This window comes from Dyella sp., assembly GCF_035486915.1.
GTDB lineage: Bacteria > Pseudomonadota > Gammaproteobacteria > Xanthomonadales > Rhodanobacteraceae > Dyella_B.
Window position 1 is genome coordinate 37,163 of record NZ_DATHMR010000178.1, and the last position, 25,539, is coordinate 62,701.

Genomic DNA, 25,539 nt, shown 5'->3' on the forward strand with positions numbered 1-25,539 from the left:
CATTCTTAGACACCTTTACAGGTAGTCTGAACGAATGAATGACGCAAGAAATGAGAGCGATCTGACGATTGGACTGGCGTTGCGCGCAGCGGCAGCAAAGGAATGCAAATCACTGCAGCGTTCGTTGGCGCTGAAAAAGCAACGCCACGACAATATTCACCGTGCCCGTAAGTCATGCCGGCGTCTGCGGAGTCTGCTTGCCTTCCTGGCTCCACAACCCACCAAACAAGTAACCGCACTGGACAATGCACTACGTCAGCTTTTGCGTGAATTCTCCGTATTGCGCGATGCGCATATAGCCAAACGTACGGCACGGTTGTTGGCCTCAGCGCACGAAGCCAGATTGACACCTGCACTTTTGGGTGCGCTTCAAAAGCACAGCATCGAACTGCTCCGTGACGCACTCAAGGCCGACCCCGATTGGCGACGCAAACGCAACAAAGTGGAACGGCTTACAATCAGATTGCAGAGGCTACCCTGGCAGGACATCAGTCCTTCGCGGGTCAAGGACGTGATTGATCACAGCGCCAGGCGCGTGAAGAACGCGCGCAAAAAAGCCATGGACGAACGCACACCGGACAGTTTTCACCGCTGGCGTCGACGTGCACGAAAGCTGCGATACGAACTCGAACTTGCCAGCAAAGCCCGTAGGGCGGCAGGCATGAAGAACGAGCGTTCAAAACGTTATGCAGAGCGTGCAAAGAAGTTGGTGCTGGTAACCGACCGTCTTGGTTGGCGCCAGGACTTTCAGGTGTTCCTTCAAATGCTTGATGTGCTGGCAGATACCTCTGTCGATGCAGCTGCTTTGAGCCATGCACTAAAAAGGAAATCGTCGGATCTTTCATCGCAGACCGCTTTATCGACGCCTAAGGGAAAAGCCATTCGCGCATATGTTGCGCAGGATTCCAGTCATCCACAACGCTGACGAATACCTTCAGTGACAGACCAGAACCGGGATACTGCAGCACGTCAACACCTTATTGGTTTCGCTGCCAAGCAAAAGCCTGTCGAGGGTGGTGTACCCGTGCGTGCCCATCACAATCAGGTCGCACAGTTGCATTTTTGCAGCACCGACGATGGCCACATAGGGGCGCCGATCAAACGCATAGCCGCTTTGACAAGCGACGCCAGCCCGCTCCGCCAATGTCTGGATTTCCGCCAGATGGTGCTGGGCGCGCGCAATGGCACGTTCCGCATAGGAGTCTTCGGAGTGCTGAATGACGTCCGTGAAATACGCCACGGCGGCCAGCGGCGCCAACACGTGAAATGCATAAACGCGCGCACCGACCTTGCTGGCTAGATCGATACCGATCTGCGCCGCATGCATGGCGTGATCGGAACCATCTGTCGGTATCAGAAAGTGCGAGAACATGATGCCTCCCCGAGTCTGCTGACCCGTATCGAACGCATCGTCGTGATGTCCATGTTGAATGCGACGGGTTTGTCGCCCTCATCAAAAGACTTGTTTCGATCTTACACCCGCCGTGCGCAATGGGCGGAACGCATCATGTCCTACGCAGTGGCTGCCAAAGCCCGAATGTCTGCAGTTTCCAGGACGGCTTTGGCGTAACCATGCCTTACCACCGCGAGCATCGCCTGTCCAACCATCTCGGTTGTCAGAATATGGTTGGGCAAAAGTGCGCGTAATGGCGTCAACAGTGGCTTGGTTAGGCTATAGAACAGTTGATAAGAAGCCGTCTTGGATCGTATGCCGTGCAAGGGCTGGATAACGCCCGGGCGGAACACATACACCGCTTTGAACGGCAACCGTTGCAAAGCGTTTTCCGTCCGTCCTTTCACACGTGCCCACATGCTGCGGCCCTGCTCGGTGCTGTCCGTACCTGCGCCCGATACGTAAGTAAACGTCATGCCGGGATTCCAGGCCGCGAGCTTTTCGGCAACGGCGAGCGTGAGATCGTAAGTAAGATGGCTATAAGCCGCTTCGGTCATGCCCGCCGCCGATACCCCGAGACAGAAAAAGCAGGCATCGAAGCCCTGGAGTTCGGAAGCCATGGCGTCGACATCGAAGAGATTGTCCTGCACGACTTCCTTAAGCTTGGCGTTCTGCTGGCCAGTCCCTTTGCGGCCCACGGTCTGCACCAGTGCAACATCGCGAGCCTGCAGGCATTCGCGTAGAACACCCTGCCCGACCATGCCGGTTGCGCCAAACAGCAGAACGTTCATAAAGGTTTTCCTCAGGGAAGGCTCATGGGCCTGAATCCGTTCTAATGGCCGGCTCGCCACATTTCAACGTCGCCCATCAAATAGCGCGATAATCGGCTTATGATTTTTTATGGTGGTAGGGCCTGAAATATGGCGTATGTCGAAGCCGCACCCGTCGCAGCGGGGGATACGGCGCTTATCGATTTCATCGAGCGGCACCAGCGTCTGTTTGTGTTGACGGGCGCCGGGTGTAGCACCGATTCGGGTATTCCGGACTATCGCGATGCCGACGGTGGCTGGAAGCGATCGCAGCCCGTCACGTATCAGGCATTCATGAGTGAGGTACTGACGCGCAAGCGCTATTGGGCGCGCAGCCTCATTGGGTGGCGACGATTCGGTCATGCGTTACCCAACGCCACTCATCACGCACTGGCCAAACTGGAGCAACGCGGAAACGTGCAGTTGTTGCTTACGCAGAACGTCGATGGCTTGCACCAACGTGCGGGTAGCCGCAATGTGGTCGACATGCATGGCCGGTTAGACACGGTGCGGTGCATGGGATGCGAAGGCCGCTTTCCGCGTCATGCTTTTCAATCGATGCTGCTGGAACACAACCCGGCGTGGGCAACGCTGGACGCTGCCGACGCGCCGGATGGCGATGCCGACCTGGATGGCCACGACTTTGCGACGTTCGTCATTCCGCCCTGCCCGGATTGCGGCGGCATGCTGAAACCGGATGTGGTGTTCTTCGGCGAAAACGTGCCGCGCGATCGCGTGGCTACGGCAATGAAAGCGCTGGACGACGCCGACGCAATGCTGGTGGTCGGCTCGTCACTCATGGTTTTCTCGGGCTATCGTTTTGCGCACGCGGCCGCAAAAGCTGGCAAGCCCATCGCTGCCGTCAATTTGGGACGCACTCGCGCCGATCCATTGTTGAACTTGAAGATTGAACAGCCGTGCGCGGAAGCGCTGGCCTTTCTGCTGCGCGATACTTCAGCGGCGGGCGCGGAAGAAATCGCGTAAGAGCGTGGCCGATTCGTCCGCCAATAAACCACCCTGCACCTCGATGCGATGGTTGTGCCGGTCCGATACCAGCGTGTCGAAAACGCTGCCCGCCGCCCCCGTCTTGGGGTCGATTGTTCCATACACCACGCGACCGATGCGCGCGTGCACCAACGCCATCGCGCACATGGCGCATGGTTCCAGCGTGACGTAAAGCGTGGCACCGACGATGCGGTAGTTCGCCACTTTTTCTCCCGCCGCACGTAAGGCCATGATCTCGGCGTGTGCCGTCGGATCATGCAACGTGATGTTGCGGTTCCAGCCCAATCCGACGATTTGCCCGTCTTGCACCATCACCGCACCGACCGGCACTTCGTTCTCGGCATCGCGGGCGTGCTCGGCCAACTGCAAAGCGCGGTGCATGTATGCCTTGTCCTCGGCACTGAAGATGGGCGACTCGGGATTACCTACTAATTCATCAGCCATTTCAGTACTTTAGACGACTTTCTTCCAGTAATTGAATGCCATGGGCGCGAACAGTGTTCGCTAAGCTCATGATTTTATTATTCCCACTCAATGGTTGCCGGCGGCTTGCCACTGATGTCATAGACGACGCGAGAAATACCGCGCAACTCATTGATAATTCTATTCGAAACGGTGCCAAGAAAATCGTAGGGCAGCGGTGCCCAGTGCGCGGTCATGAAATCGATGGTCTCCACTGCACGCAGTGCGATAACCCATTCATAAGCGCGGGCATCGCCCACCACACCCACCGACTTGATGGGCAGAAACACCGCGAACGCCTGGCTGACCTTGTCGTACAGATCGGCTTTGCGCAGTTCCTCGATAAAGATGGCGTCGGCGCGAGCCAGCAGTTCGGCGTATTCCCGCTTCACCTCGCCCAGGATGCGCACACCCAGCCCCGGACCCGGGAACGGATGGCGATAAACCATCTCGCGCGGCAAACCGAGTTCGACGCCGATGCGGCGCACCTCGTCCTTGAACAACTCACGTAGCGGTTCGACCAGCTTGAGCTTCATGTGCTCAGGCAAGCCCCCCACGTTGTGATGACTCTTGATGACGTGCGCCTTGCCCGTCTTGCTGCCCGCCGATTCGATGACGTCGGGATAGATGGTGCCTTGCGCCAGCCACTTCACATGGCCGCCACCGGTTGCGGTGACTTTGGCCGACTCCTCGTCGAAGATCTCCACGAACAGGCGGCCAATGATTTTGCGCTTGGCTTCCGGATCGGCAACGCCTTCCAATGCCTTGAAGTAGCGATCGGCCGCATTGACGCGAATGACCTTCACGCCCATGTGCTCGGCCATAGTGTCCATGACCTGATCGCCTTCTTTCCAGCGCAGCAAACCGGTGTCCACGAAAACGCAGGTCAGCTGATCGCCGATAGCGCGATGCAGAAGCGCGGCGACGACGGAGGAATCCACGCCGCCGGATAGACCCAACAGCACGTGATCCTTGCCGACCTGTTCGCGTACGCGAGCAATCTGGTCATCGATGATGTGCGCCGCAGTCCAGAGCGTTTGGCAGCCGCAGATGTCGGTGACGAAGCGCTTGAGCAAGGCGTTGCCCTGCTTCGTGTGCGTCACTTCCGGATGGAACTGCACGCCGTACCACCCCTTGGCCTCATTCGACATGGCGGCGACTGGAATACGATCGGTCGTCGCGGTGATCGTGAAACCCGGCGGCGCCTTGGCGACGTGATCGCCGTGGCTCATCCAGACTTCGAGCACATGTGAGGAATCGTGATCGCTCAGCCCCGTGAGCAGGCGATCGGCCGCGACCACATCCACGCGTGCATGCCCGAATTCACGCGCATCGGCCGCTTCCGTTGCACCGCCCAGTTGCGCGGCGAGCGTTTGCATGCCGTAGCAGATGCCAAGAATCGGCAGGCCTGAATCGAATACTTCCTGCGGCGCTTTCGGTGCGCCATGCAGCGTGGTCGATTCGGGGCCACCGGAAAGAATGATGCCCTTCGCACCAAAGGCAGCGATCTCGGATGGGTTATGGTCCCACGCCCAGATTTCGCAATAGACGCCAATCTCGCGGATGCGTCGCGCGATCAGCTGCGTGTACTGCGCACCGAAATCGAGGATGAGGATTTTGTCGCTATGGATGTTTGTCATAGGGCCGAAAGCCAGAAAACGTTGCGTTCGTGGGAATGCGCTTTGTATGCCTCATCGTCATTCCGGCGCAGACCGGAATCCAGCGTCGACACGCTGCGATGGTCGCCTTATCGCAACAGCACAATTTGCAAGCTGTTCGCGACAACCCCGCGATGCGTTTACTGGACTCCGGCTTGCGCCGGAATGACGGGATGAGGCGTTGAGGCACCCATCCACGTTAACCATCTCAGGAATTGAGCCGATAATTCGGCGCTTCCTTCGTGATCTGAATGTCATGCGGATGCGCTTCGGTCACACCGGCCGAAGTCACTTTCACGAACTGCGCCTTGTTGCGCACATCGTCGATCGTAGCCGCACCCAGGTAACCCATCGAAGCACGCAAACCGCCAATCAACTGATGAATGATATTGCGCAGTGGACCGCGATACGGAACGCGACCTTCGATGCCTTCGGGTACGAGCTTGTCGGCGTCGGCGTCGTCCTGGAAGTAGCGGTCTTTCGAACCGAGCGCCATCGCACCGATGGAACCCATGCCGCGATAGCTCTTATACGAACGTCCCTGGAACAGCTCGACTTCGCCGGGTGATTCTTCGGTGCCGGCAAACATGGAGCCGAGCATCACTGTGGACGCGCCGGCAGCCAACGCCTTGGGAATATCGCCGGAATAGCGAATGCCACCGTCAGCGATCAGCGGGATCTCGTCTTTCAGCGCCGTGGCCACCATGTCGATGGCCGTAATCTGCGGCACACCGACACCAGCTACAACACGTGTAGTGCAGATGGAGCCGGGGCCCACACCCACCTTCACGGCATCCACGCCTGCATGAAGCAACGCGATCGCGGCTTCACCCGTAACAATGTTGCCGGCAATGACTTGCACATGCGAATAGCGTTTCTTCACCCATCCAGCACGATCGATCACGCCTTGCGAATGACCGTGTGCGGTATCGACGACGATCACGTCTACGCCTGCATCGATCAAGGCTTCGACGCGCTGTTCGGTGTCGCCACCCACGCCAACCGCCGCACCGACAAGCAGACGCTCATGCGCATCCTTGGCCGCGTTCGGGTTATCGCGCGCCTTCTGGATGTCCTTGACGGTAATCAAACCGCGCAGCTGGAACGAGTCATTCACGACGAGCACTTTTTCAATGCGATTCCTGTGCAGCAGCTGCAGCACTTCGTCCTGGCTGGCGCCTTCCTTCACGGTGACCAGCTTTTCCTGGCGCGTCATGATGTTGCGCACCGGATCGTCATGCTTGCGTTCAAAACGCAGGTCGCGACTGGTGACGATGCCGACAAGCTGTTCGCCATCAACGACGGGTACGCCGGAGATGTTGTGCGCGCGGGTCAGCTTGAGCACATCGCGAATCGATGTATGCGGGCCCACGGTGATCGGGCTGCGAATGACGCCCGCTTCGAACTTTTTCACCAGCCGAACTTCTGCCGCTTGCTGCTCGGCCGTCATGTTCTTGTGGATGATGCCGATGCCGCCGTTCTGCGCCATGGTGATGGCAAGACGCGCTTCGGTAACGGTGTCCATGGCAGCGGACACGATGGGGATGTTCAGTCGAAGGTTCCGCGTGAGCCGCGTGGAAGTGTCCACGTCGCGCGGCAAAACTTGGGAGTGGGCCGGGACGAGGTAAACATCGTCGTAGGTGAGGGCCTCGGCGAGGATACGCATGCGAAAAGTCTCGCTCCAAAGAGAGGATTATACGCGGGAGCGGCTTGCTGCGCGACTGCTTGAAATGCGCCGGGACAGACTCCATGAGCCAAATCTTCAGGAAATACCCCTGGTTTTGGCAGTATCCGATCGACCATGGCGGCGTTTGGCCGCAACCATAGTTTTCATTTATCGGCGTGCGCTACCGGCGTGCTTCGGCCGCTTCCAGCGTGTTTTCCATCAGGGTCGCCACCGTCATGGGGCCCACCCCGCCTGGCACCGGCGTGATCCAGCTGGCTCGTTGCGCGGCGATGTCGAAGTCCACGTCGCCGACGAGACGTCCGTCTTCCAGACGATTGATGCCGACATCCACGACCACCGCGCCGGGTTTGATCCACTCGCCTTTGACCAAGCCGGGTTTGCCAACGGCGACAACCAGGATGTCCGCCTGCCGCACGTAGGTTTCCAGATCGTGTGTGAAACGATGGCAGCATGTGGTCGTGCAGCCGGCGATCAGAAGTTCGAGCACCAAAGGGCGTCCGACGTGATTGGATACACCTACTACTACGGCATGCTGTCCACGCACGGGGCGATCGGTATGGCCGAGCAACGTCATCACACCCTTGGGCGTACATGGCCGTAGACCGAAACGACGCAAGGCGAGCCGGCCGACGTTGACGGCCTGGAAGCCATCCACGTCTTTGTTCGGATCGATGCGATCCACCAGAGCGTCTTCGTCGATGTGATCGGGCAGCGGCGATTGCACCAGGATGCCGTGCACGGCGGGATCTACATTGAGCCGATCGATCAGCGCGAACAACTGCGCTTCCGTCGTGGTGGATGGCAGGTCGTAATCGAAGGAACGGAAGCCAACCTGATGGCAGGCTTTGCGCTTGTTGCGCACGTAGACCGAAGAGGCTGCATCGTTACCGACCAGCACGACGGCAAGGCCGGGCTCGTCCAGACCCTGAGCCTTGCGTTCGCTCACGCGTTTGGCGATCCGCTCCAGTACTTCCTGCGCGATGCGTTTGCCGTCGAGGATGCGTGCGTTCATGGTGTTTTCCTGCCCCTCAAAGTGAGACATTATCCCGACTACTCTTCGCTCACACAAACACGCCGCAATGTCCGAACTGCTCCGCCCCGGTCCGGTCACGCTGGACGCTCCTCCACTGATCCTGCGCCCTTGGCATCACGACGATGCTCCCGCGCTGCTCGAAGCGATACAAGAATCGGTTGAGAGCGTCGGCCGATGGCTGCCCTGGTGCAACACCGGCTACGACATGGACGAGGCGCTGAAGAAGGTCGCATCGTGTATCGAGGCGTGGGACAAGGGTGAATACTTTTCGTTTGCCGTGCTCGACACGCTGGGCCGATTGCTCGGCGACATCCGGCTCAACCGTATCGACGAGGACGACTTGAGCGCCAATCTAGGATACTGGTTGCGCTCCTCTGCCACCGGCAACGGTTATGCCGCGCTTGCCGGACGCGCCGTGATCGCGTTCGGTTTCCAAGCAGTGGCACTAAAGCGTATTGAGCTCGTCGTGGCGGTCAGCAACCTTGCAAGCCAGCGTTGCGCGGAACGTATCGGAGCTCAACGAGAGGGCATCGCACGCCAACGCATCTTTCTACATGGTCAGTCCGAAGACGCCGTGGTCTATGGTCTGATTCCGAGTGATCTTGCCTAGCCTGTCGCAGTACACCACTGCACGATATCGTCGTAGCCATTGAACACCGCGTTCGGGCCGCAGCCCGGGCACGCGGGATCTCGTGGCAATCGGGTCTCGCGAAAACGCATGCCGAGTGCATCGAAAGTCAAAAGGCGACCTGTCAATGGCTCGCCGAGGTCCAGGATAAGCTTCAACGCTTCCGTTGCCTGCAAGAGACCCACGATACCCGGCAATACGCCCAGAACACCCGCTTCGCTGCAATTGGGCGCGTCTTCGGCAGCTGGCGGCTCGGGGAACAAACAGCGGTAGCACGGTGATTCCGGCTTGCGCGAATCGAACACGCTGACCTGACCGGTGAAGCGTTCGACGGCGCCGTAGACCATCGGCATGTTCAAACGACGTGTCGCGGCAGACAGCAAATAGCGCGCGGGGAAATTATCGGCACCGTCGATCACCAGATCGTGCCCGACAAGCAAGCGCTCGACGTTGTCGGCCTGAAGACGCTCGTTGCGCAGTTCGATCTGGATGCGTGGATTGAGCGCCGCCAGCGTCATGCGTGCCGACTCTGTCTTGGCCATGCCTACGCGTGCATCGGCGTGAATGACCTGGCGATGCAGATTCGAGCGTTCGACGCGATCGTCATCCACAAGCGTAAGTCGGCCGACGCCTGCGGCGGCGAGATAGAGCGCTGCAGGTGCGCCCAGTCCTCCTGCGCCCAGCAGCACAACGCTCGCGTTGCCTAATTTCAGTTGCCCCGCTTCACCGATTTGCGGCAATCGCAGTTGACGGGCGTAGCGCTCTACCGCATCGGCGTCGAGGTTGCCTGTGGCGATGGGAAACCCTTCACTACTCCAGCGCTGGAAACCACCGGCAACGGAGGCAACATCGCGATACCCCATGCGCTGCAAGGTTTCGGCTGCCAGCAAAGAGCGTCGGCCGCTGGCGCAAAGCGTAAGAATGGGACGCGCGCGATCCGGTTCGTGATCTTCGATACGAAGTTCGAGAAAGCCCCGCGATATACCTAACGCACCCGCGGGAAGTCCGGCGGCGCGCTCGTTGTCTTCGCGCACGTCGATCAACAATGCGCCTTGGGCTTGCCGGCTGAATGCGTCGGCGGGGGAAATTTCCGGCACGCTCTGACGTAGTGCGGCCAACCAGGAGTCTCGGTCGAGAGGTTCGCTCATGGATGCATTGTACCGTGGGGATAGCGGTACCTGACGCAAGGGCGATGCCGGGCAATCCCCCGACACGGGCCGATGCCTTTAACGCCTGCGCTTCATCTCGCGAATCATGCGTTGGCGCTTGCGCTGCTGTCCTTCCGTAAGAACGTTCTTTTTGCCGGCGAAGGGGTTGTCGCCATCGCGGAAGTCGATACGAATCGGCGTGCCTTCGAGCTTGTAGCGCTGGCGGAAGAAGTTTTCCAGATAACGTCGATAAGCGGGCGCGATATGTTTTGTGCGACTACCGTGAATGACGATCGTCGGCGGATTGCTGCCGCCGGGATGCGCAAAGCGCAACTTCGGCGCATGGCCTCGTACCAGCGGTGGCTGGTAGCTTTCGTAGGCCCGTTCCAGCGTGCGTGTGAGATCCGACGATCCCAGCTCGCGTGTGGCCGAGGAGTGTGCACGCACAATCGCACGCATCAGCTCGCGTAAACCCGAACCGTGTAACGCCGAGATGAAAACCTGCTTGGCCCAGTTGACGAATACAAGCCGGCGCTCCAGTGCGCGCTGACATTGTTCGCGCTGATACGTATCCATGCCGTCCCACTTGTTGACGGCAATAACCAGCGCCCTGCCCTCGTCGATGGCGTGACCGATCAGGGTGAGATCCTGATCGGCGAGGTTTTCGCGAGCGTCGATCATGACGACGACAACCTGCGCCGCCGCCATTGATTGAAGCGTCTTGATGACGCTGAACTTCTCGACGCCTTCCTCGACGCGCGCCTTGCGACGAACGCCAGCGGTGTCGATCAAGGTGTAACGCTTGCCGTCACGCTCAAGCGGTACGCGGATGGGATCGCGCGTGGTGCCGGCGACGTCGGAAACGATCAGTCGATCTTCACCGAGTAAGCGGTTGATCAATGTCGATTTGCCAGCGTTCGGGCGACCGACGATCGCGACTCGAATGCCCGCATCGTCGGGCGCCAGCTCTTCATGTACGTCTTCCGGCAGAAGCGGAAGCGCCGCAGCAATCAGGTCTTCTGTGCCACGATTGTGTGCTGCAGACAGCGGCAGGGTGATGGCGATACCAAAGCCCGCAAATTCGGCCAGCGCGTTTTCCTCATCAAGACCGTCGGTCTTGTTGACGCCCACGATGATCGGTTTGCCGCTACGACGCAGCTCATCAAGAATGTAGCGATCCTGCGGCAACAAGCCGTCGCGTGCGTCGACGACAAAGACGAGCACTTGCGCCTCGTCGATAGCGAGGCGCACTTGTTGCGCAGTCAGTGCGTCGATACCGTCCTCGATACCGGACAAGCCGCCGGTGTCGACAACAACGAAGGGCCGCTCGCCCGTTCGGCAGACACCGTAATGTCGATCGCGCGTGACGCCCGGCATGTCAGCGACCAAGGCGTCACGGCTACGCGTCAGCGCATTGAAAAGGGTCGATTTACCGACGTTGGGACGACCGACCAGGGCGATGACGGGGAGCACGAATCATGGTTCCAGGGATTATTTCGCGCCGAGGCGATAGGCGACGAGATGACCCTGCACATCGATCACATAAGCCAAGTCGCCCACAACCACCGGTTGCGCACGAATGGCCTTCTTGGACAGGCGTTCGCGGCCGGCTAGTGCGCCGTCGCTCGTCTGCAGCCAGTGCACGTAACCTTCGATGTCGCCAAGCACAATGTAGTTACCCTGCACGGCCGGTGCCGACACCCAGCGATAACGCAACGCGTCGTTCTTCCACATGTCGGCACCGCTGCTCTTGTCGAATGCCCAGACCTGGGATTCTTCATTGGCAGCGAAAAGGCTGTTGCCGCTGATGGACAGGGATGTGTACGTGGAGAACGGGCGTGCCCACAAGGGACGGCCGCTGGGACCATCAATCGATGTCAGGCTGCCGTGGTAGGCAGCAGCGTAGAGACTGGTGCCATCGAGAATCACGGCGCCATCCGCATCGTTCATGCGTTCGATGTCAGTGCGGCCTTCACCGCTGGCGAGCTTCTGTTCCCACAGCTTGTCGCCGTTGTCCTGGCGCAAGGCGATCAGCTTGCCGTCATCGCTACCGAAGAACACCACGCCGTTGGCAGCGAGCATCGGGCCATTGCCGCGCAGGCTGAGCAACGGAACGTTGCCTTGATCGTTCACCCAGCGACGATCGCCGCTGTTGCTATCGAGACCGTACACGCGACCATCCTGCGTGCGCACGATGATCAGATCGCCAGCGATGGTGGGGCCATCGATCACTTCAGAGGGCAACGCGACATGCCAGCGCTCGCTGCCATCCTTCGTATTCAAGCCATAGACATGACCGTTGAGGGTGCCGATAACCAACAGGTCGCCGAAAACGGACGGGCCGCCGGCGTAGACGGCGTCCGGACGATTCTTGTCGCCCCAGCCGAACCACCCATGAGTGCGTTGCTTCTTTTCCCAGATGGTCTTGCCGGTGGCAGCGTCGTAGGCGCCAATAGCACCGTCGGTGCTGGCGGCATAGATCACGCCATCCACCACGGCGGGCTCCATACGCACACCGCTATTACCGGCGCCGTGACCGACTCGCGTCGACCAGACCTTGGTCACCTGAACCGTCGGCTGGAATTTCTTGTCCAGCGGCGTCGGCGGCTGGATGTTTTCTTTCTTGAAGGAATGGCAGCCCGCAAGAGCTACCAGCGAACCTGCCGCTACGATCAGCCAAAAACGTTTCATGCACCCTGCTTCCCGGCCGTGGCCAGATCGTCGATTTTCATTTGCACTTCATTACCCTGCTGCGCTTCGGGGCCCAAAGCCTTTACGGCGGCCCGATATGCCTTGAGGGCATCGTCCGGCCGTCCAAGCTTGACCAGCACGTCGCCGCGTAGTTCCTGACTTACGACCGTGTAGCTGTCCGGCGGCATGCGGTCGAGCGCCGCCAAAGCGTTTTGTGCATCGCCTTTGCCAAGCTGCACGTGCGCGATACGCAGTTCCACCAGCGCTTTCAACGACGGGCTGGGCGCGTGCTGTTCAGCCCATGCAAGCGAGTCCAGTGCCTTGTCGTAATCTTTTGCTTCCACCTGGCGACGCGCGCGGTCGCTGACGGCGAACAAGGCGTACGGCGAATCGGAGTAATCGTTCATCAGCTGCTGAACGAGACTGTCCGATGCGGCGGTGTTGCCGCTATCAATAACGGCCTGAAGCTGCTGGTAGATGCCCGATGCGGCGGCCTGATGGGAAACTTGGTGATTGCGCCACTGCTGATAGCCGAAGATGCCGATCAGACCAATGACAATACCCACGACGATCGACAGGCCATTCTGCCGTAGCCATTTTTGTACGCGTTCGCTCTGTTCGTAGTCGTCGTATGCATCAAATGCCATGCAATCACCGTATCGCGAGAGACGCCGTCAGGCGCCAGTTGGGGTGTTCTTTAGTCGCCGACATTCGGCAACAGGCAGCACGGCCCACCTTGCGGGTGGGCAATGCGCAAGCATAACCGATCAGGGATCGGTCTAGGGGCGCCAAACGTGCCCTCAGGCGCCAGCCGGCGCCGCTTTGCCATCCTGAATGTCGACGCGGAAGTGCGCCACGTTTGAGTGACGGTATGGGTCCAGCGTCATCGGCTGTCCGTCGAGATTTACCTGTGCGCCGGTGGCATTGCCAATGCGCACTTCGAACGGCTGGTCGCTGCGATAGGTCTTCACCGTACCGGCAGGCAGCAAACCGTATTCAAGACGCGAGCCATCTTTGCCAATCACTTCCACCCAACTGCTGTTGGACAGGTTAAGCGTCAGACTATGACTGCCACTGCCGACGGCCGCGGGATTGGTGCTGGCCGCTGACGGCGTTGCGTTGGCATCGCTGTCGAGGTTCGGTACCGGCACCATCGAAGCCAGTAACGGTTGCTCCGAAGGGTGCGCAGCGGCGGACGACGTTGTCGCTGGCGTGGCAGCGGGTACGACGGATGCTGTCTGCTGGGCCAGCGTCGCACTGCTTGCAATTTTTTCTGCGGCGCTCGACGAAGCTGCCGGAGCGGCCGGCGGTGGCGCATCCTGTTGTGCAACAGGGGTCGCATCGAGCGGCGCCAGATGGCTCATGTCGTGAGTCAGCGTGCCGCGCATGCCAAGCCACACCGTGGGCACAGCAATAACCATCGTCAATACGACATACGTTGCCGCTGTCGCATAGCGATCAAGCAGATAACGCGAATGCGAAATGCCGCCCGTCGCCACCAGAGGAGGCTGCTCAGGTTTGAGGCGTGCGACGGCTTCTTCAATTTCGTTGTCGTCGATGTTCAGGTAACGACCGTATTTGCGGATATAACCGCCGATATAAACCTGGTAATCGTTACCGGTGAACTCGCTGTTCTCCAGCTGTTTGAGAACGCGCAACGGAAGACGCAGAGCGTGGCCGCACGTTTCCAGATCAAGGCCTTTCGCCTCACGCGCAGCGCGCAGACGCGAACCAAAGCCAGGTGCTTCATTGAAGCGGAATTCGGCAGTGTTTTGTTCCATGTTCACTGCGGTCGTAGCAGGTGCCGGGGAGGTTGCGTCCTCCTGGCCCGCCGGATTGGACGGCTCGGAAATCATGGGCGTGTTGTTTGATTGAGGGCCTGTGCCTGTTCCGAATCCGGGAACTGACTGAGTAGCCGTTTACTGTAATTCTGGGCGCCTTCCGTGTTGCCCAAACGGGATTCAATGTCATAACCAAGTTTCAAGGAATCGGCGCTCGGCTGGCCTACCGAATCAAAGCGCTGCATGAAGGCGCTGGCGTGGAACAGGTCATTATTGAGGTAAAGCACATCGGTGAGTTGCAGCAATGCATTGGCATTGTTGGGATTGCGCTGCACGGCCTGGCGAAGGCTGACTTCCGCTCCCGCGCGATCGTTCAATTTCAGCTGACAAACGCCCTGATTGGTAAGCGCAACATCCGGCGTCTGATAGAAAGGATCGGCAACAGCCTTGGAGAAATACGATAAGGATTCCTGCACCTTGCCGGTCCTGCACAGAAACTGGCCCAGATTATTGTTGACGTCACCCTGATTGGGCTTGAGCTCCACGGCCCTGCGGTAATGAATTTCCGCGTTCGGCATGTCGTCGATGCGCTCGTAGATGTACGCCATCACCGTCTGTGCCGGCACGTAGGTCGGATCGTCATTGGCGGCGATCTTTATCTTCTCGAGCGCGCCTTGCAGGTTGCCGATATCGATATAGTGCTGCGCCAGGCGCGTATGCACATCTGCGGCGCCTTCGGCTTTTTGGGCCTTGGTTTCTTGCGGCAGCTTGGGATCGCTGGGCGGCGGCACGGGATTCACAACACCCTGTCGATGGCAACCCGCCAGCAACATCGCCACACTGAGACCGAGCAGTATCCCCTTACGCCGCATGCGCTGCATCCTCTTCCAGACGTTTACGGAATTCGGCCTGGCGACGGGTGCGGTCGAGCACCTGACCCTTGAGCTGGCCGCAAGCGGCATCGATATCGTCACCACGCGTGCGACGCAGCATGGTGAGAATGTTTGCGTTCAACAGTTGCGTCTGGAACGCATGAATCACTTCCTTATCGGAACGTTCAAAGCGTGTACCAGGGAACGGATTGAACGGAATCAGATTGACCTTGCACGTTGGCAGACGACGCATGAACTTGATCAGCTGACGCGCATGCTCAGGTTGATCGTTCACGCCCTTCATCAGCGTGTATTCGAACGTGATCGACGTGCGCGGCTTGCGCGCGATCCAGCGCTGGCACGCGGCCGTGAGTTCGGCAAGCGGGAAGCGCTTGTTGAGCGGCACAAGTTCCGTACGCAGCTCATCGTTGGTGGCGTGGAGCGACACGGCAAGCGATACGTCGATGCTTTCGGACAGCTTGTCGATCATCGGCACCAGACCCGCCGTCGAGAGCGTCACGCGCTTGGAGGCGAGGCCGAAACCAAGGTCGTCGCGCATCAGGCTCATCGCCTTCACGACATTGTCGAAATTCAGTAACGGTTCGCCCATGCCCATCATCACCACGTTGGTGATGCGGCGGTTCTGGTGCGTGACGTTACCGAGATACTTCGCCGCTACCCACATCTGGCCGATGATTTCGGACGTCGACAGATTGCGGTTGAAACCCTGCGTAGCCGTCGAACAGAACTGGCAGTTCAAACCGCAACCCACCTGCGAGGAAACGCACAGTGTGCCGCGCGTGGGTTCCGGGATATAAACGGCTTCGACGGCGTTTCCGCCGTCCATACCAAGCAGCCATTTATGGGTGCCGTCCGCAGCGGCCTTGTCGAACAGCGTCTTGGGCGGACCGATGTAGCACGAGGCTTCGAGCTTGGCGCGCAGCGCCTTGCCCACATCGGTCATGTTTTCGAAGTTGTCTTCCAGGTGGTGATACATCCACTTCATCACCTGCTCGGCACGATAAGGCTTCTCGCCGAGCTGCGCGAAAAACTCGCGCAACCCTTGGCGATCGAAGTCGAGCAGATTGACTTTTTCCACCTGGCTCACGACATCACGACCTCAACGCGGGAAAACTTCAGTTGCTGCGAAGAAGTACGCGATTTCGACAGCAGCGGTTTCTGCGGCATCCGAACCATGCACGGCGTTCGCATCGATGGAATCGGCGAAGTCGGCACGGATGGTGCCCTTGGCCGCGTCCTTCGGATTGGTGGCACCCATCAATTCGCGATTCTTGAGAATCGCATTCTCCCCTTGCAGCACCTGAATCATGACCGGACCGGAGATCATGAATTCGACCAGCGCATTGAAGAACGGACGCTCGCGATGCACGGCATAAAAGCCTTCCGCTTCTTTACGCGAAAGATGCTTCATTTTTGCTGCAACAACTTTCAGACCCGCTTTTTCAAAACGAGCGTAGATTTCACCGACGACATTCTTGACGACAGCGTCAGGTTTGATGATGGAAAGGGTGCGCTCCAGCGCCATACGGTCTGCTCCGGGTATACGGATTATTTTTAGTGGGCGGTCTGACGGTTCAGTCAGCTGAATTTAGAACTAAATGCGTCACGAAATGCGGATTTAGCTCACGAAAGTTTGACAGATTCTAGCCCATAAGCAACCCCGCTAAGCCGCCCTTCCAAACGATCGTTTGACTGTTCCGCGGCATCGCGCGTATGCTCAAACGATCGTTTGATTTCACACGACAGGCCGCACCCTCGTGAATAGCTCAGCGAATACCAAGGAACGCATCCTCACCGCTGCCGAAGCACTGTTTGCCCAGCGTGGTTTCGAAGGTGCTTCCCTCAGGCAGCTGACTGCCGCAGCGGGGGTGAATCTGGCCGCGGTGAACTACCACTTTGGCTCGAAGGACAACCTCGTCGAGGAGGTCTTCAAACGGCGCTTGGACCAGCTCAATGCCCGCCGTATGGCTGCCTTGCGGCAGATTGCCGGCCAGCCCGAAACCACGCTGGAAGACCTCCTGGGGGCCTTTATTCGCCCCGCCCTGGACCTTTCCCACGAGGGCGGCGGCGGTCTTTTCATGCGCGTGCTGGCGCGTGCCTTCGCCGAGCACGACGACTCCCTTCGCAAGTTCCTGTCGGACAACTACGGCCACGTGATGCGCCAGTTCACCACGGAATTCGCCCGGATGCTGCCGCACCTGAGCAAAGAAGAGCTGTATTGGCGCATCGACCTGGTGACCGGTGCCCTGACCCACGCCATGTCCGGCTTCGGCATCATCCAGCGCAAAAGCGATGTCAGTGAAGTCACACATCGCGAGCAGACTGCCGCCCATCTGATCCGTTTTGCCGCGGCAGGCCTCAGCGCCCCCTGAATTCGTACGACCGGCCCTCGTGGTCACCCCCAAACCGTTTCGTTCCCTGTTTTTCGCTTTCGTACCCTCGGAGAAGCCAATGACCGCTCCATCTTCATCGAAGCCAGCGCTGCGCATCCGCAAGGCCGCAGTGCTCGGCGCCGGTGTCATGGGCGCGCAGATCGCCGCGCACCTGACCAATGCCAACGTCGAAACCGTATTGTTCGACCTGCCCGCCAAGGAAGGTCCCAAGAGCGGTATTGCGATCAAGGCCATCGAGAACCTGAAAAAGCTCTCGCCTGCCCCGCTCGCCGACAGCACGCGTGCGGCGGCCATCATTCCGGCCAACTACGACGATGATCTTGAACACCTCAAAGACGTCGATCTGGTGATCGAAGCGATCGCCGAGCGAATGGACTGGAAGCTCGATCTCTACAAGAAGATCGCTTCGCACGTGTCCAAGACGGCGATCCTTGCGAGCAACACCTCGGGCCTTTCCATCAACGGTCTGGCCGAGGGGCTGCCCGAAGACATGCGTCACCGCTTCACCGGCGTGCACTTCTTTAATCCGCCGCGCTACATGCACTTGGTCGAGCTGATTCCAACCAGGCTCACCGACAAGAACGTGCTGGAAGGCCTGGAAGCGTTCCTGACCACGACGGTCGGCAAGGGGGTTGTTTATGCGAAAGACACGCCGAACTTCATCGGCAACCGCATCGGCGTCTTCTCGATGCTAGCCACGATGTATCACACCGAGCAGTTCAAACTCGGCTTCGATACGGTCGATGCGCTGACCGGGCCGGCCGTCGGTCGTCCGAAAAGTGCGACCTACCGCACCGCCGACGTGGTCGGTCTGGACACCATGGCGCACGTCATCCAGACGATGAACGACACGCTGGCCGACGACCCCTGGCACGAATACTTCAAGGCACCGGTATGGTTGAGCGGCCTGATCGAACAAGGTGCGCTGGGGCAGAAGACGGGCGCAGGTTTCTACAAGAAGGCGGGTAAGGACATCGTCGTGCTCGATGTCGCCAAGCGCGACTATCGGCCTTCCGAACAGAAACCGTCGGATGAGGTTGCGGCCATCCTTGCCATCAAGGATCCGGCCGAGAAGTTCGGCAAACTGCGCGCCTCGAACGATCCGCAGGCGCAATTCCTGTGGGCCACGTTCCGCGATCTGTTCCACTATACCGCCTATCACCTGGCCGATATCGCCGACACCGCCCGCGATGTCGACTTTGCCATTCGCTGGGGTTACGGCTGGAAGCTCGGCCCGTTCGAAACCTGGCAGGCCGCTGGCTGGCAACAGGTAGCGAAGTGGATCCAGGAAGACATCGATGCCGGTAAGGCGATGAGCAAGGCGCCGCTACCGAAGTGGGTGACGGACGGCCGCACCGGCGTGCACGGCAAGAACGGTTCGTACTCGGCCTCGTCCAACACGGATAAGCCGCGTTCCCAGCACCCGGTCTACAAGCGTCAGCTGTTCCCCGATCCGATCCTCGGCGAGAAGTTCGATCAGGGCACCACCGTGTGGGAAAACGACGGCGTTCGTCTGTGGACGCTTGGCGACGATGGCGTGGGCATCATTTCGTTCAAGACGAAGATGAATACCGTCAACGATTTCGTACTCGATGGCATCCAGCACGCGATCGGCATCGCCGAAGAGCAGCTCAAGGCGGTGGTCATCTGGCAAACCGGCGAGCCCTTCTCCGCCGGTGCCGATCTCAAGGGTGCGCTGGGTCTGCTGCAGGCTGGCAAGATCGACGACTTCCGCAAGATGGTCGAGAACTTTCAGCGCACCAGCATGCGCATCAAGCATTCGCTGGTGCCGGTAGTTTCTGCGGTGCGTGGTCTCGCACTCGGCGGCGGCTGCGAATTCCAGATGCATTCGGCGCGCACAGTTGCTGCGTTGGAGAGCTACATCGGCTTGGTCGAAGCCGGCGTCGGTCTGCTGCCGGCGGGCGGCGGTTTGCATGAACTGGCCGTGCGCGCGGCGCAAGCCAATCCAACCGATCCGTTCGAGGCGCTGAAGAAAATCTTCGAGACCATCGCGATGGCGAAGGTGTCCGGCAGCGCGCTCGAAGCCAAACAGTCGGGATTGTTGCGCGACAGCGATGTTGTGGTGTTCAACGCGTATGAGCTCCTTTACGTCGCCAAGCAAGTGGCAATCTCGCTGGCCGAAAGCGGCTGGCGCGCACCGCTCTACGCCCGCACCATTCCGGTGGCTGGCGATGTGGGCACCGCCACGTTCAGGGCGTCGCTTGCCAACTTGCAGGCCGGTTACTTTGCTTCCGAACACGATGTCGAGATCGCAACGCGTATCGCCGACACCTTGTGCGGCGGCGCGATCGAACGCGGTTCGCTGGTCGATGAGGAATGGCTGCTCGATCTGGAGCGCAAGCACTTCGTCGAACTCGCCCAAACCCAGAAGACGCAGGCGCGCATCGCTCACACGATGACCACTGGCAAACCGCTGAGGAACTAAACGCTCGTCACCCCAGCGAACGCTGGGGTCCAGCGACTTTTCCGCACATCGATTAAAGACACTGGGTCCCAGCTTGCGCTGGGATGACGAACAAAACAAAGCGCGTCGCTGCCCTTCGCGCGACGCCACGGAGTAAAGACCATGACCAAGCAAGTGCAAGACGCCTACATCGTCGCCGCCACCCGCACACCGGTCGGCAAGGCGCCGCGTGGCGTATTCCGCAACACCCGTCCCGATGACATGCTCGCGCACGTCATCCGTGCCGTGATGGCGCAGGCACCCAACATCGATCCGCGTCGCATTGGCGACGTCATCATCGGCTGCGCGATGCCCGAAGCCGAGCAAGGCATGAACGTCGCGCGCATCGGCCTGCTGCTCGCCGATCTGCCAGACACGGTGCCGGGCGTCACCATCAACCGCTTCTGCTCCTCTGGCCTGCAAGCTGTTGCGATGGCGGCCGACCGCATTCGTCTGGGCGAAGCCGACATCATGATTGCCGGCGGTACCGAGAGCATGAGCATGGTGCCGATGATGGGCAACAAGATAGCGATGAACCCCGGCATCTTTGACAACGAACATATCGGCATCGCTTATGGCATGGGCATCACCGCCGAGAACGTCGCCAAGCAATGGAAAGTCTCTCGCGAACAGCAGGACGAGTTCTCGGTGGAAAGCCATCGTCGCGCACTGGCCGCCATTGCCGCCGGTGAATTCAAGGAAGAAATCGCCCCGTTCCAGCTGGATGATCACTACCCCGATCTCGCATCGCGCGGCATCAAGACCGATAGCCGTACGATCACCATCGACGAAGGCCCCCGCGCCGGCACCACCATGGACGTGTTGTCGAAGCTGAAGACTGTCTTCCGTAACGGCCAGTTCGGCGGCACCGTGACGGCGGGTAACTCGTCGCAGACGTCGGATGGCGCCGGTGCGGTGTTGCTCGCCAGCGAACAGGCGATCAAGGAATACAACCTGCAACCGCTCGCACGTTTTGTCGGTTATTCCGTGGCCGGCGTACGCCCGGACATCATGGGTATCGGCCCGAAGGAAGCGATTCCCAAAGCGCTCAAGCAGACCGGCATCAAGCAGGATCAGCTCGACTGGATCGAACTCAACGAAGCGTTTGCGGCGCAGGCGCTCGCGGTGATCGGCGACCTCGGCCTGGACAAGGCGAAGGTCAACCCGCTCGGAGGCGCGATTGCGCTGGGTCATCCGCTTGGCGCAACTGGTGCGATTCGCGTTGCCACGCTGTTGCATGGCATGCGTCGTCGCAAACAGAAGTACGGCATGGTCACGATGTGCATCGGGACCGGCATGGGCGCGGCCGGAATTTTTGAAGCCCTCTGAAATCCTTCTTGAAACCTCGCAACACCCGACATGGCGCCCTCAAAGGCGCCATGTTTTTTGGAAGTTCCACCACCTCAACAAAGACAAGGACTGCCTTTCATGTCGGCGAGATAAACCGTGACCCAAAACATCGGACGATAGGCCGTCTTACCCTTGCTGCGGAAAACGAACCGGCGAATAATAAACATGCTGCGACGCACAACCCCGGGCGCCGCATTTTGAGTGCACTTTCCAAACTCCGCCGCCCATCGGTGTAGAACGGTTGCGCACGCCCCAGGAACGCATTCGTGACCGTCTTGAGTGAGGAAAAGGTCGACGCACCGGCGATTTCGCAGCCGGTGTTCCCCGATTACCGCGTCATTTCCCTGATCGTGGGATGCGCCATCTTCCTTGAGCAGGTCGACGGCACAGTTCTCGCCACGGCCCTACCCACCATGGCGCGCGATTTCCAGGTGTCGGCACCGGCGATGAGCGTTGCCGTGACCAGCTACCTGCTTGCGCTGGCCATCCTCATTCCAGTCAGCGGCACCATTGCGGACCGCTTCGGTGCCAAGCGCGTCTTCAATTCGTCGATTATCGTTTTCATAATCGGTTCGATTCTCTGTTCGCTCACCCACAGCCTGCCGATGATGGTGGCGTCGCGACTGCTGCAAGGCACAGGCGGCGCGATGATGGCGCCGGTAGGGCGTCTGGTGATTCTGCGGACCGTGGAACGCCGCCATCTGATTTCGTCGATGACGTGGACGTTGATGCCCGCGATTCTCGGCACATTGGCCGGGCCACCACTTGGCGGCTTTATTGTCGAATATCTCGATTGGCGCTGGATTTTCTACATCAACGTGCCGATCGGTGTGTTGGGCTATTGGCTCGTGAGGCGGTACATCCCGGTGGTGGAATGCGCTGTGCGGCCCTCGCGTTTCGATTGGCCCGGCTTTGCGTTGTGCAGCATCGGACTGGGTTGTCTGTTGTTCGGATTGGAGCTGATCGGTGAAAACACCGACCTGTTTCACTCGGTGACACTGATATCTCTGGGTACCGCATCGCTGATGACCTATGTCTGGTATGCAAAGCGTCGCGTCGATCCGGTGATCGATCTGACGTTGCTGCGCATCGACTCGTTCCGCTTGTCGGTCATTTCCGGCTCGCTGATGCGTATCACGCAAGGTGCGCAGCCGTTCTTGCTGCCGCTGCTGTTCCAGATCGGCTTCGGTTTCTCCGCGGTACGCAGCGGTCAGTTGATTCTGGCGACATCGTTGGGTGCGCTGCTGGCACGTGGCTTCACCACACGCATTCTGCGCTGGGTCGGTTATCGCCGCGCTATGGTTTACAACGGCGTACTAGCGAGCCTGGGTTATGCGGTTTGCGCTTTCTTCCAGCCCACGTGGCCTTTCTGGTTGATGTTCGGGTTGTTAGTGTGTTGCGGCGCGTTCATGTCGTTCCAGTTTGCGGCATACAACACCGTGGCCTACGAGGCCGTTCCTACAGAGCGTGTGAGCACTGCCAACAGCTTTTACACGACGCTGCAGCAGCTGATGCTCTCCATCGGTGTGTGCTGCGGTGCGCTGATCCTGAAATTCACCATGGCGCTGGCAAATAACGCCGAGCCCAGTCGGCTCAACTTCTCGGCCGCCTTTCTGATCGTCACCCTGATATCGCTCAGTTCCACGCGCTGGCATCGGGCGTTTGCGCATGACGCGGGGCACGAGATGAGCGGCCATCGTCAGCGCTCGAACGATCACTAATACGTCAACATGCGAAAAATCTTTCCGAACGAATCCTGAGCTCCGCAGTTATTCGCTCGTCATCCCAGTGAAAACTGGGATCGAGTGGCTTCGATACGGTAAAGACGCTGGATCCCGGCTTCCGCTGGGATGACGGTAAGGTAATCTAAAAATCCTGGTCAGCTTGGACGGTCCGCTAAGTCTGTTGAAGTCATCTGACAAAACGCGGGAGACCTCAGAGGGTCGTTATCTAATCGCGACACACACTGTTTCCCGGGCAACAGTTCTACACTGCCCTGACCGCCCTTATGTTTGCCTGTATCTGCCATGAAACCTAAGGTGTCCCCATGATCGAACGTCGCCCTTTTGAAAGCCTCGGCGGAGCCGACCACGGCTGGCTCAAGGCCAAACATCACTTTTCGTTCGCCAGTTATAACGATCCCAAGCGTATGGGCTGGGGTGCGTTGCGGGTGTGGAACGACGACACTATCGCCTCGCAAACCGGTTTTCCTCCGCACCCGCATGCGGATATGGAAATCATCACCTATGTGCGCGAGGGCGCCATCACGCATCGCGACAACCTTGGCAATGAAGGCCGCACCGTCGCGGGCGATGTGCAGGTGATGAGCGCAGGCAGTGGCATCACGCATGCTGAGTACAACCTGGAGTCGGGCGACACGCGCATCTTCCAGATCTGGATCATTCCGGATGGCCATGGTCAGCCGCCGTCGTGGGGCACCAAGCCGTTTCCGGCCGGTGAGCGTTCGGGCCGCTTTGTGCCGCTGGCCAGCGGTTTCAAGGAAGACGGCGAAGCCCTGCCCTTGCGCACCGACGCGCGTGTACTCGGCGCGACGCTCAAGGCTGGAGAAACGACACATTATTCACTGGCGAAAGATCGCTACGCGTATCTGGTTCCCGCAAAAGGCTCGGTTGACATCAATGGCACCCACCTGAATGCTCGCGATGGCGCAGCCATTCGCGATGAAGCGGTGCTCGAAGTGAAGGCGCTTGAAGACACCGAACTCGTGCTGGTGGATTCGAGTCGATAAAACCGAAAGGAGCTGCATGCATGCCGTCGATGCACGCCATCGAAATCAGCCACCCCGGTGGACCGGACGTATTGCGTCTCACGCAGCGGCCTGTTCCACAACCTGGTCCCGGCGAAGTACTGATCAAGGTGGCGGCATCGGGTGTCAATCGACCCGATGTTTTTCAACGTATGGGCAAGTACGACCCGCCGCCCGGCGCTTCGGACTTGCCCGGATTGGAAGTGGGTGGTGAGTTGATCGATGGCGACTTCGGCGGTCACAACCCATTCGGACTGAAGCGCGGCGATTCTGTTTGTGCATTGCTGACGGGTGGCGGATATGCGCAATACGTCGTGGCGCCGCTTGGTCAATGCTTGCCGGCTCCCGAAGGATTAAGTCCGCTCGAAGCGGCATCCCTACCGGAAAATTATTTCACCGTCTGGACCAACGTTTTCGACCGCGGTCACCTCGGGCTCAATGAAGATGGTTTGCCTGAAACTCTGCTTGTGCAAGGCGGTTCCAGCGGCATCGGCGTGACCGCCATTCAACTGGCTCACGCATTGGGTCATCGCGTTTTCGCTACAGCAGGAAGCGACGACAAATGTAATGCGTGCGAATCGCTCGGCGCCGAGGCCATCAATTACCGCACGGAAGATTTTGTCGAACGCATCAAAGCGTTGACCGATGGTTGCGGCGTGGATGTGATTCTCGACATGGTGGCGGGCGATTACATTCCGCGCGAAATGGATGCGCTCGCGGATAACGGTCGACTTGTGCTGATCGCCACGCTCGGCGGCGCGAAGACGACGATCGATGTTCATAAGTTGATGCAGCACCGAATCAGTATTACCGGCTCCACGTTGCGTCCGCGATCGGTCGCCTACAAAGCGGCGATCGCAGCGAATTTGTACGAACATGTCTGGCCACTCTTTGCTGAAAAACGCATACGTCCGGTCATCCATGAACTATTCCCTGCGCATGAAGCATCGCGTGCTCATGCATTAATGGAAAGCAGCGCGCATATCGGCAAGATCCTCTTACGCTGGTAATGCACATAAAAAAACGGGCGCCGAAGCGCCCGTGTCAATGCGGTGAAGGCTCACCAGGAAAGGTACCTTCACCGCTGACGCACGACTTCGGTTATCACAGCCCTTATATGCCTGAGCTGACCGAAGCTGACGCCTTGTACTACGATTGTCTCGTTGGTTAAGCGCTAATATCCCTGGGCTGTACGGCGAAAAGGCGCGACCAGAATGGACCATCACATTCGGGTAGCAGTGGCGAGCGACCATCCGGTCATACGGATGGGCATTGAGTCCACGCTCGACGACATATCCTCCATCCAGCGAATTGGCTCAGCTGCCGATTCGACGCAGCTCGTCACACTCTTGGACGCTCAACCTTGCGATGTCCTGG

General features: G+C 59.2%; 23 protein-coding genes. 9 read left to right on the forward strand and 14 right to left on the reverse strand.

Annotated elements, in window-relative coordinates:
* Positions 1-34: 34 nt before the first annotated feature.
* Positions 35-925, forward strand: coding sequence for a CHAD domain-containing protein (locus VK725_RS14595; protein WP_325318784.1), 891 nt, complete (start codon positions 35-37; stop codon positions 923-925).
* Positions 926-934: 9 nt separating this feature from the next.
* Here the strand turns inward: VK725_RS14595 and VK725_RS14600 are convergent, their stop codons facing one another.
* Positions 935-1,372, reverse strand: a complete 438-nt coding sequence (locus VK725_RS14600) for a universal stress protein (RefSeq protein WP_325318785.1) — start codon at positions 1,370-1,372, stop codon at positions 935-937.
* 140 nt (positions 1,373-1,512) lie between these two features.
* On the reverse strand, positions 1,513-2,184 hold the full coding sequence (locus tag VK725_RS14605) for an NAD(P)H-binding protein (protein WP_325318786.1): 672 nt from the start codon (positions 2,182-2,184) through the stop codon (positions 1,513-1,515).
* Positions 2,185-2,313: 129 nt separating this feature from the next.
* Between VK725_RS14605 and VK725_RS14610 the strand changes: the two genes are divergently transcribed.
* Positions 2,314-3,186, forward strand: coding sequence for an NAD-dependent protein deacetylase (locus VK725_RS14610; protein ID WP_325318787.1), 873 nt, complete (start codon positions 2,314-2,316; stop codon positions 3,184-3,186).
* Here VK725_RS14610 and tadA read toward each other — a convergent pair.
* The 4 genes from tadA to folD form a co-directional block, all read right to left on the reverse strand.
* Complete coding sequence (gene tadA, locus VK725_RS14615) at positions 3,157-3,651, reverse strand: tRNA adenosine(34) deaminase TadA (protein ID WP_325318788.1); 495 nt, start codon at positions 3,649-3,651, stop codon at positions 3,157-3,159. The genes VK725_RS14610 and tadA overlap by 30 nt on opposite strands.
* Positions 3,652-3,728: 77 nt before the next feature.
* Positions 3,729-5,309 (reverse strand): glutamine-hydrolyzing GMP synthase, encoded by a 1,581-nt coding sequence (gene guaA / locus VK725_RS14620; protein ID WP_325318789.1) that lies wholly within the window; start codon positions 5,307-5,309, stop codon positions 3,729-3,731.
* Positions 5,310-5,535: 226 nt separating this feature from the next.
* On the reverse strand, positions 5,536-6,993 hold the full coding sequence (gene guaB / locus VK725_RS14625; protein ID WP_325318790.1) for an IMP dehydrogenase: 1,458 nt from the start codon (positions 6,991-6,993) through the stop codon (positions 5,536-5,538).
* A gap of 181 nt (positions 6,994-7,174) precedes the next feature.
* On the reverse strand, positions 7,175-8,026 hold the full coding sequence (gene folD / locus VK725_RS14630; RefSeq protein WP_325318791.1) for a bifunctional methylenetetrahydrofolate dehydrogenase/methenyltetrahydrofolate cyclohydrolase FolD: 852 nt from the start codon (positions 8,024-8,026) through the stop codon (positions 7,175-7,177).
* 67 nt (positions 8,027-8,093) lie between these two features.
* Between folD and VK725_RS14635 the strand changes: the two genes are divergently transcribed.
* Positions 8,094-8,657 carry a GNAT family protein gene (locus tag VK725_RS14635; protein WP_325318792.1) on the forward strand — a complete coding sequence of 188 codons (564 nt, stop codon included), beginning with the start codon at positions 8,094-8,096 and terminating at the stop codon, positions 8,655-8,657.
* Here VK725_RS14635 and moeB read toward each other — a convergent pair.
* The 8 genes from moeB to ndk all read right to left on the reverse strand — a co-directional run bounded on the left by moeB (position 8,654) and on the right by ndk (position 16,713).
* Positions 8,654-9,823, reverse strand: coding sequence for a molybdopterin-synthase adenylyltransferase MoeB (gene moeB / locus VK725_RS14640; protein ID WP_325318793.1), 1,170 nt, complete (start codon positions 9,821-9,823; stop codon positions 8,654-8,656). The two genes, VK725_RS14635 and moeB, sit on opposite strands and share 4 nt — an antisense overlap.
* Positions 9,824-9,901: 78 nt before the next feature.
* Positions 9,902-11,296: a ribosome biogenesis GTPase Der gene (gene der / locus VK725_RS14645; RefSeq protein WP_325318794.1), complete on the reverse strand. Its 1,395-nt coding sequence runs from the start codon at positions 11,294-11,296 to the stop codon at positions 9,902-9,904.
* Between the two features lie 18 nt (positions 11,297-11,314).
* Positions 11,315-12,514, reverse strand: coding sequence for an outer membrane protein assembly factor BamB (bamB, locus tag VK725_RS14650; protein ID WP_325318795.1), 1,200 nt, complete (start codon positions 12,512-12,514; stop codon positions 11,315-11,317).
* Entirely contained in the window at positions 12,511-13,161 is a 651-nt protein-coding gene (locus VK725_RS14655) for a tetratricopeptide repeat protein (RefSeq protein WP_325318796.1), read from the reverse strand. Before VK725_RS14655 ends, bamB begins: the two co-directional genes overlap by 4 nt.
* Positions 13,162-13,314: 153 nt before the next feature.
* Positions 13,315-14,295, reverse strand: a complete 981-nt coding sequence (locus tag VK725_RS14660; protein WP_325318797.1) for a RodZ domain-containing protein — start codon at positions 14,293-14,295, stop codon at positions 13,315-13,317.
* 71 nt (positions 14,296-14,366) lie between these two features.
* A complete protein-coding gene (gene pilW / locus VK725_RS14665) occupies positions 14,367-15,167 on the reverse strand; it encodes a type IV pilus biogenesis/stability protein PilW (protein ID WP_325318798.1) in 801 nt (266 codons plus the stop codon).
* Positions 15,157-16,275, reverse strand: coding sequence for a 23S rRNA (adenine(2503)-C(2))-methyltransferase RlmN (gene rlmN / locus VK725_RS14670; protein ID WP_325318799.1), 1,119 nt, complete (start codon positions 16,273-16,275; stop codon positions 15,157-15,159). Before rlmN ends, pilW begins: the two co-directional genes overlap by 11 nt.
* Positions 16,276-16,287: 12 nt before the next feature.
* Positions 16,288-16,713, reverse strand: a complete 426-nt coding sequence (gene ndk / locus VK725_RS14675) for a nucleoside-diphosphate kinase (RefSeq protein ID WP_126672265.1) — start codon at positions 16,711-16,713, stop codon at positions 16,288-16,290.
* A gap of 232 nt (positions 16,714-16,945) precedes the next feature.
* Here ndk and VK725_RS14680 point away from each other — a divergent pair, with 232 nt between their 5' ends.
* The 6 genes from VK725_RS14680 to VK725_RS14705 all read left to right on the forward strand — a co-directional run bounded on the left by VK725_RS14680 (position 16,946) and on the right by VK725_RS14705 (position 25,172).
* Positions 16,946-17,560, forward strand: coding sequence for a TetR/AcrR family transcriptional regulator (locus tag VK725_RS14680; RefSeq protein WP_325318800.1), 615 nt, complete (start codon positions 16,946-16,948; stop codon positions 17,558-17,560).
* A gap of 79 nt (positions 17,561-17,639) precedes the next feature.
* A complete protein-coding gene (locus VK725_RS14685; protein ID WP_325318801.1) occupies positions 17,640-20,027 on the forward strand; it encodes a 3-hydroxyacyl-CoA dehydrogenase/enoyl-CoA hydratase family protein in 2,388 nt (795 codons plus the stop codon).
* A 141-nt stretch (positions 20,028-20,168) separates the two neighbouring features.
* Entirely contained in the window at positions 20,169-21,374 is a 1,206-nt protein-coding gene (locus tag VK725_RS14690) for an acetyl-CoA C-acyltransferase (RefSeq protein WP_325318802.1), read from the forward strand.
* A 296-nt stretch (positions 21,375-21,670) separates the two neighbouring features.
* Positions 21,671-23,116 (forward strand): MDR family MFS transporter, encoded by a 1,446-nt coding sequence (locus VK725_RS14695; RefSeq protein WP_414648514.1) that lies wholly within the window; start codon positions 21,671-21,673, stop codon positions 23,114-23,116.
* A gap of 326 nt (positions 23,117-23,442) precedes the next feature.
* Entirely contained in the window at positions 23,443-24,144 is a 702-nt protein-coding gene (locus VK725_RS14700) for a pirin family protein (protein ID WP_325318804.1), read from the forward strand.
* A 20-nt stretch (positions 24,145-24,164) separates the two neighbouring features.
* The gene (locus VK725_RS14705; RefSeq protein ID WP_325318805.1) at positions 24,165-25,172 is read left to right on the forward strand and encodes an NAD(P)H-quinone oxidoreductase; all 1,008 of its coding nucleotides are present in this window, start codon (positions 24,165-24,167) and stop codon (positions 25,170-25,172) included.
* The last annotated feature ends 367 nt before the right edge of the window (positions 25,173-25,539 follow it).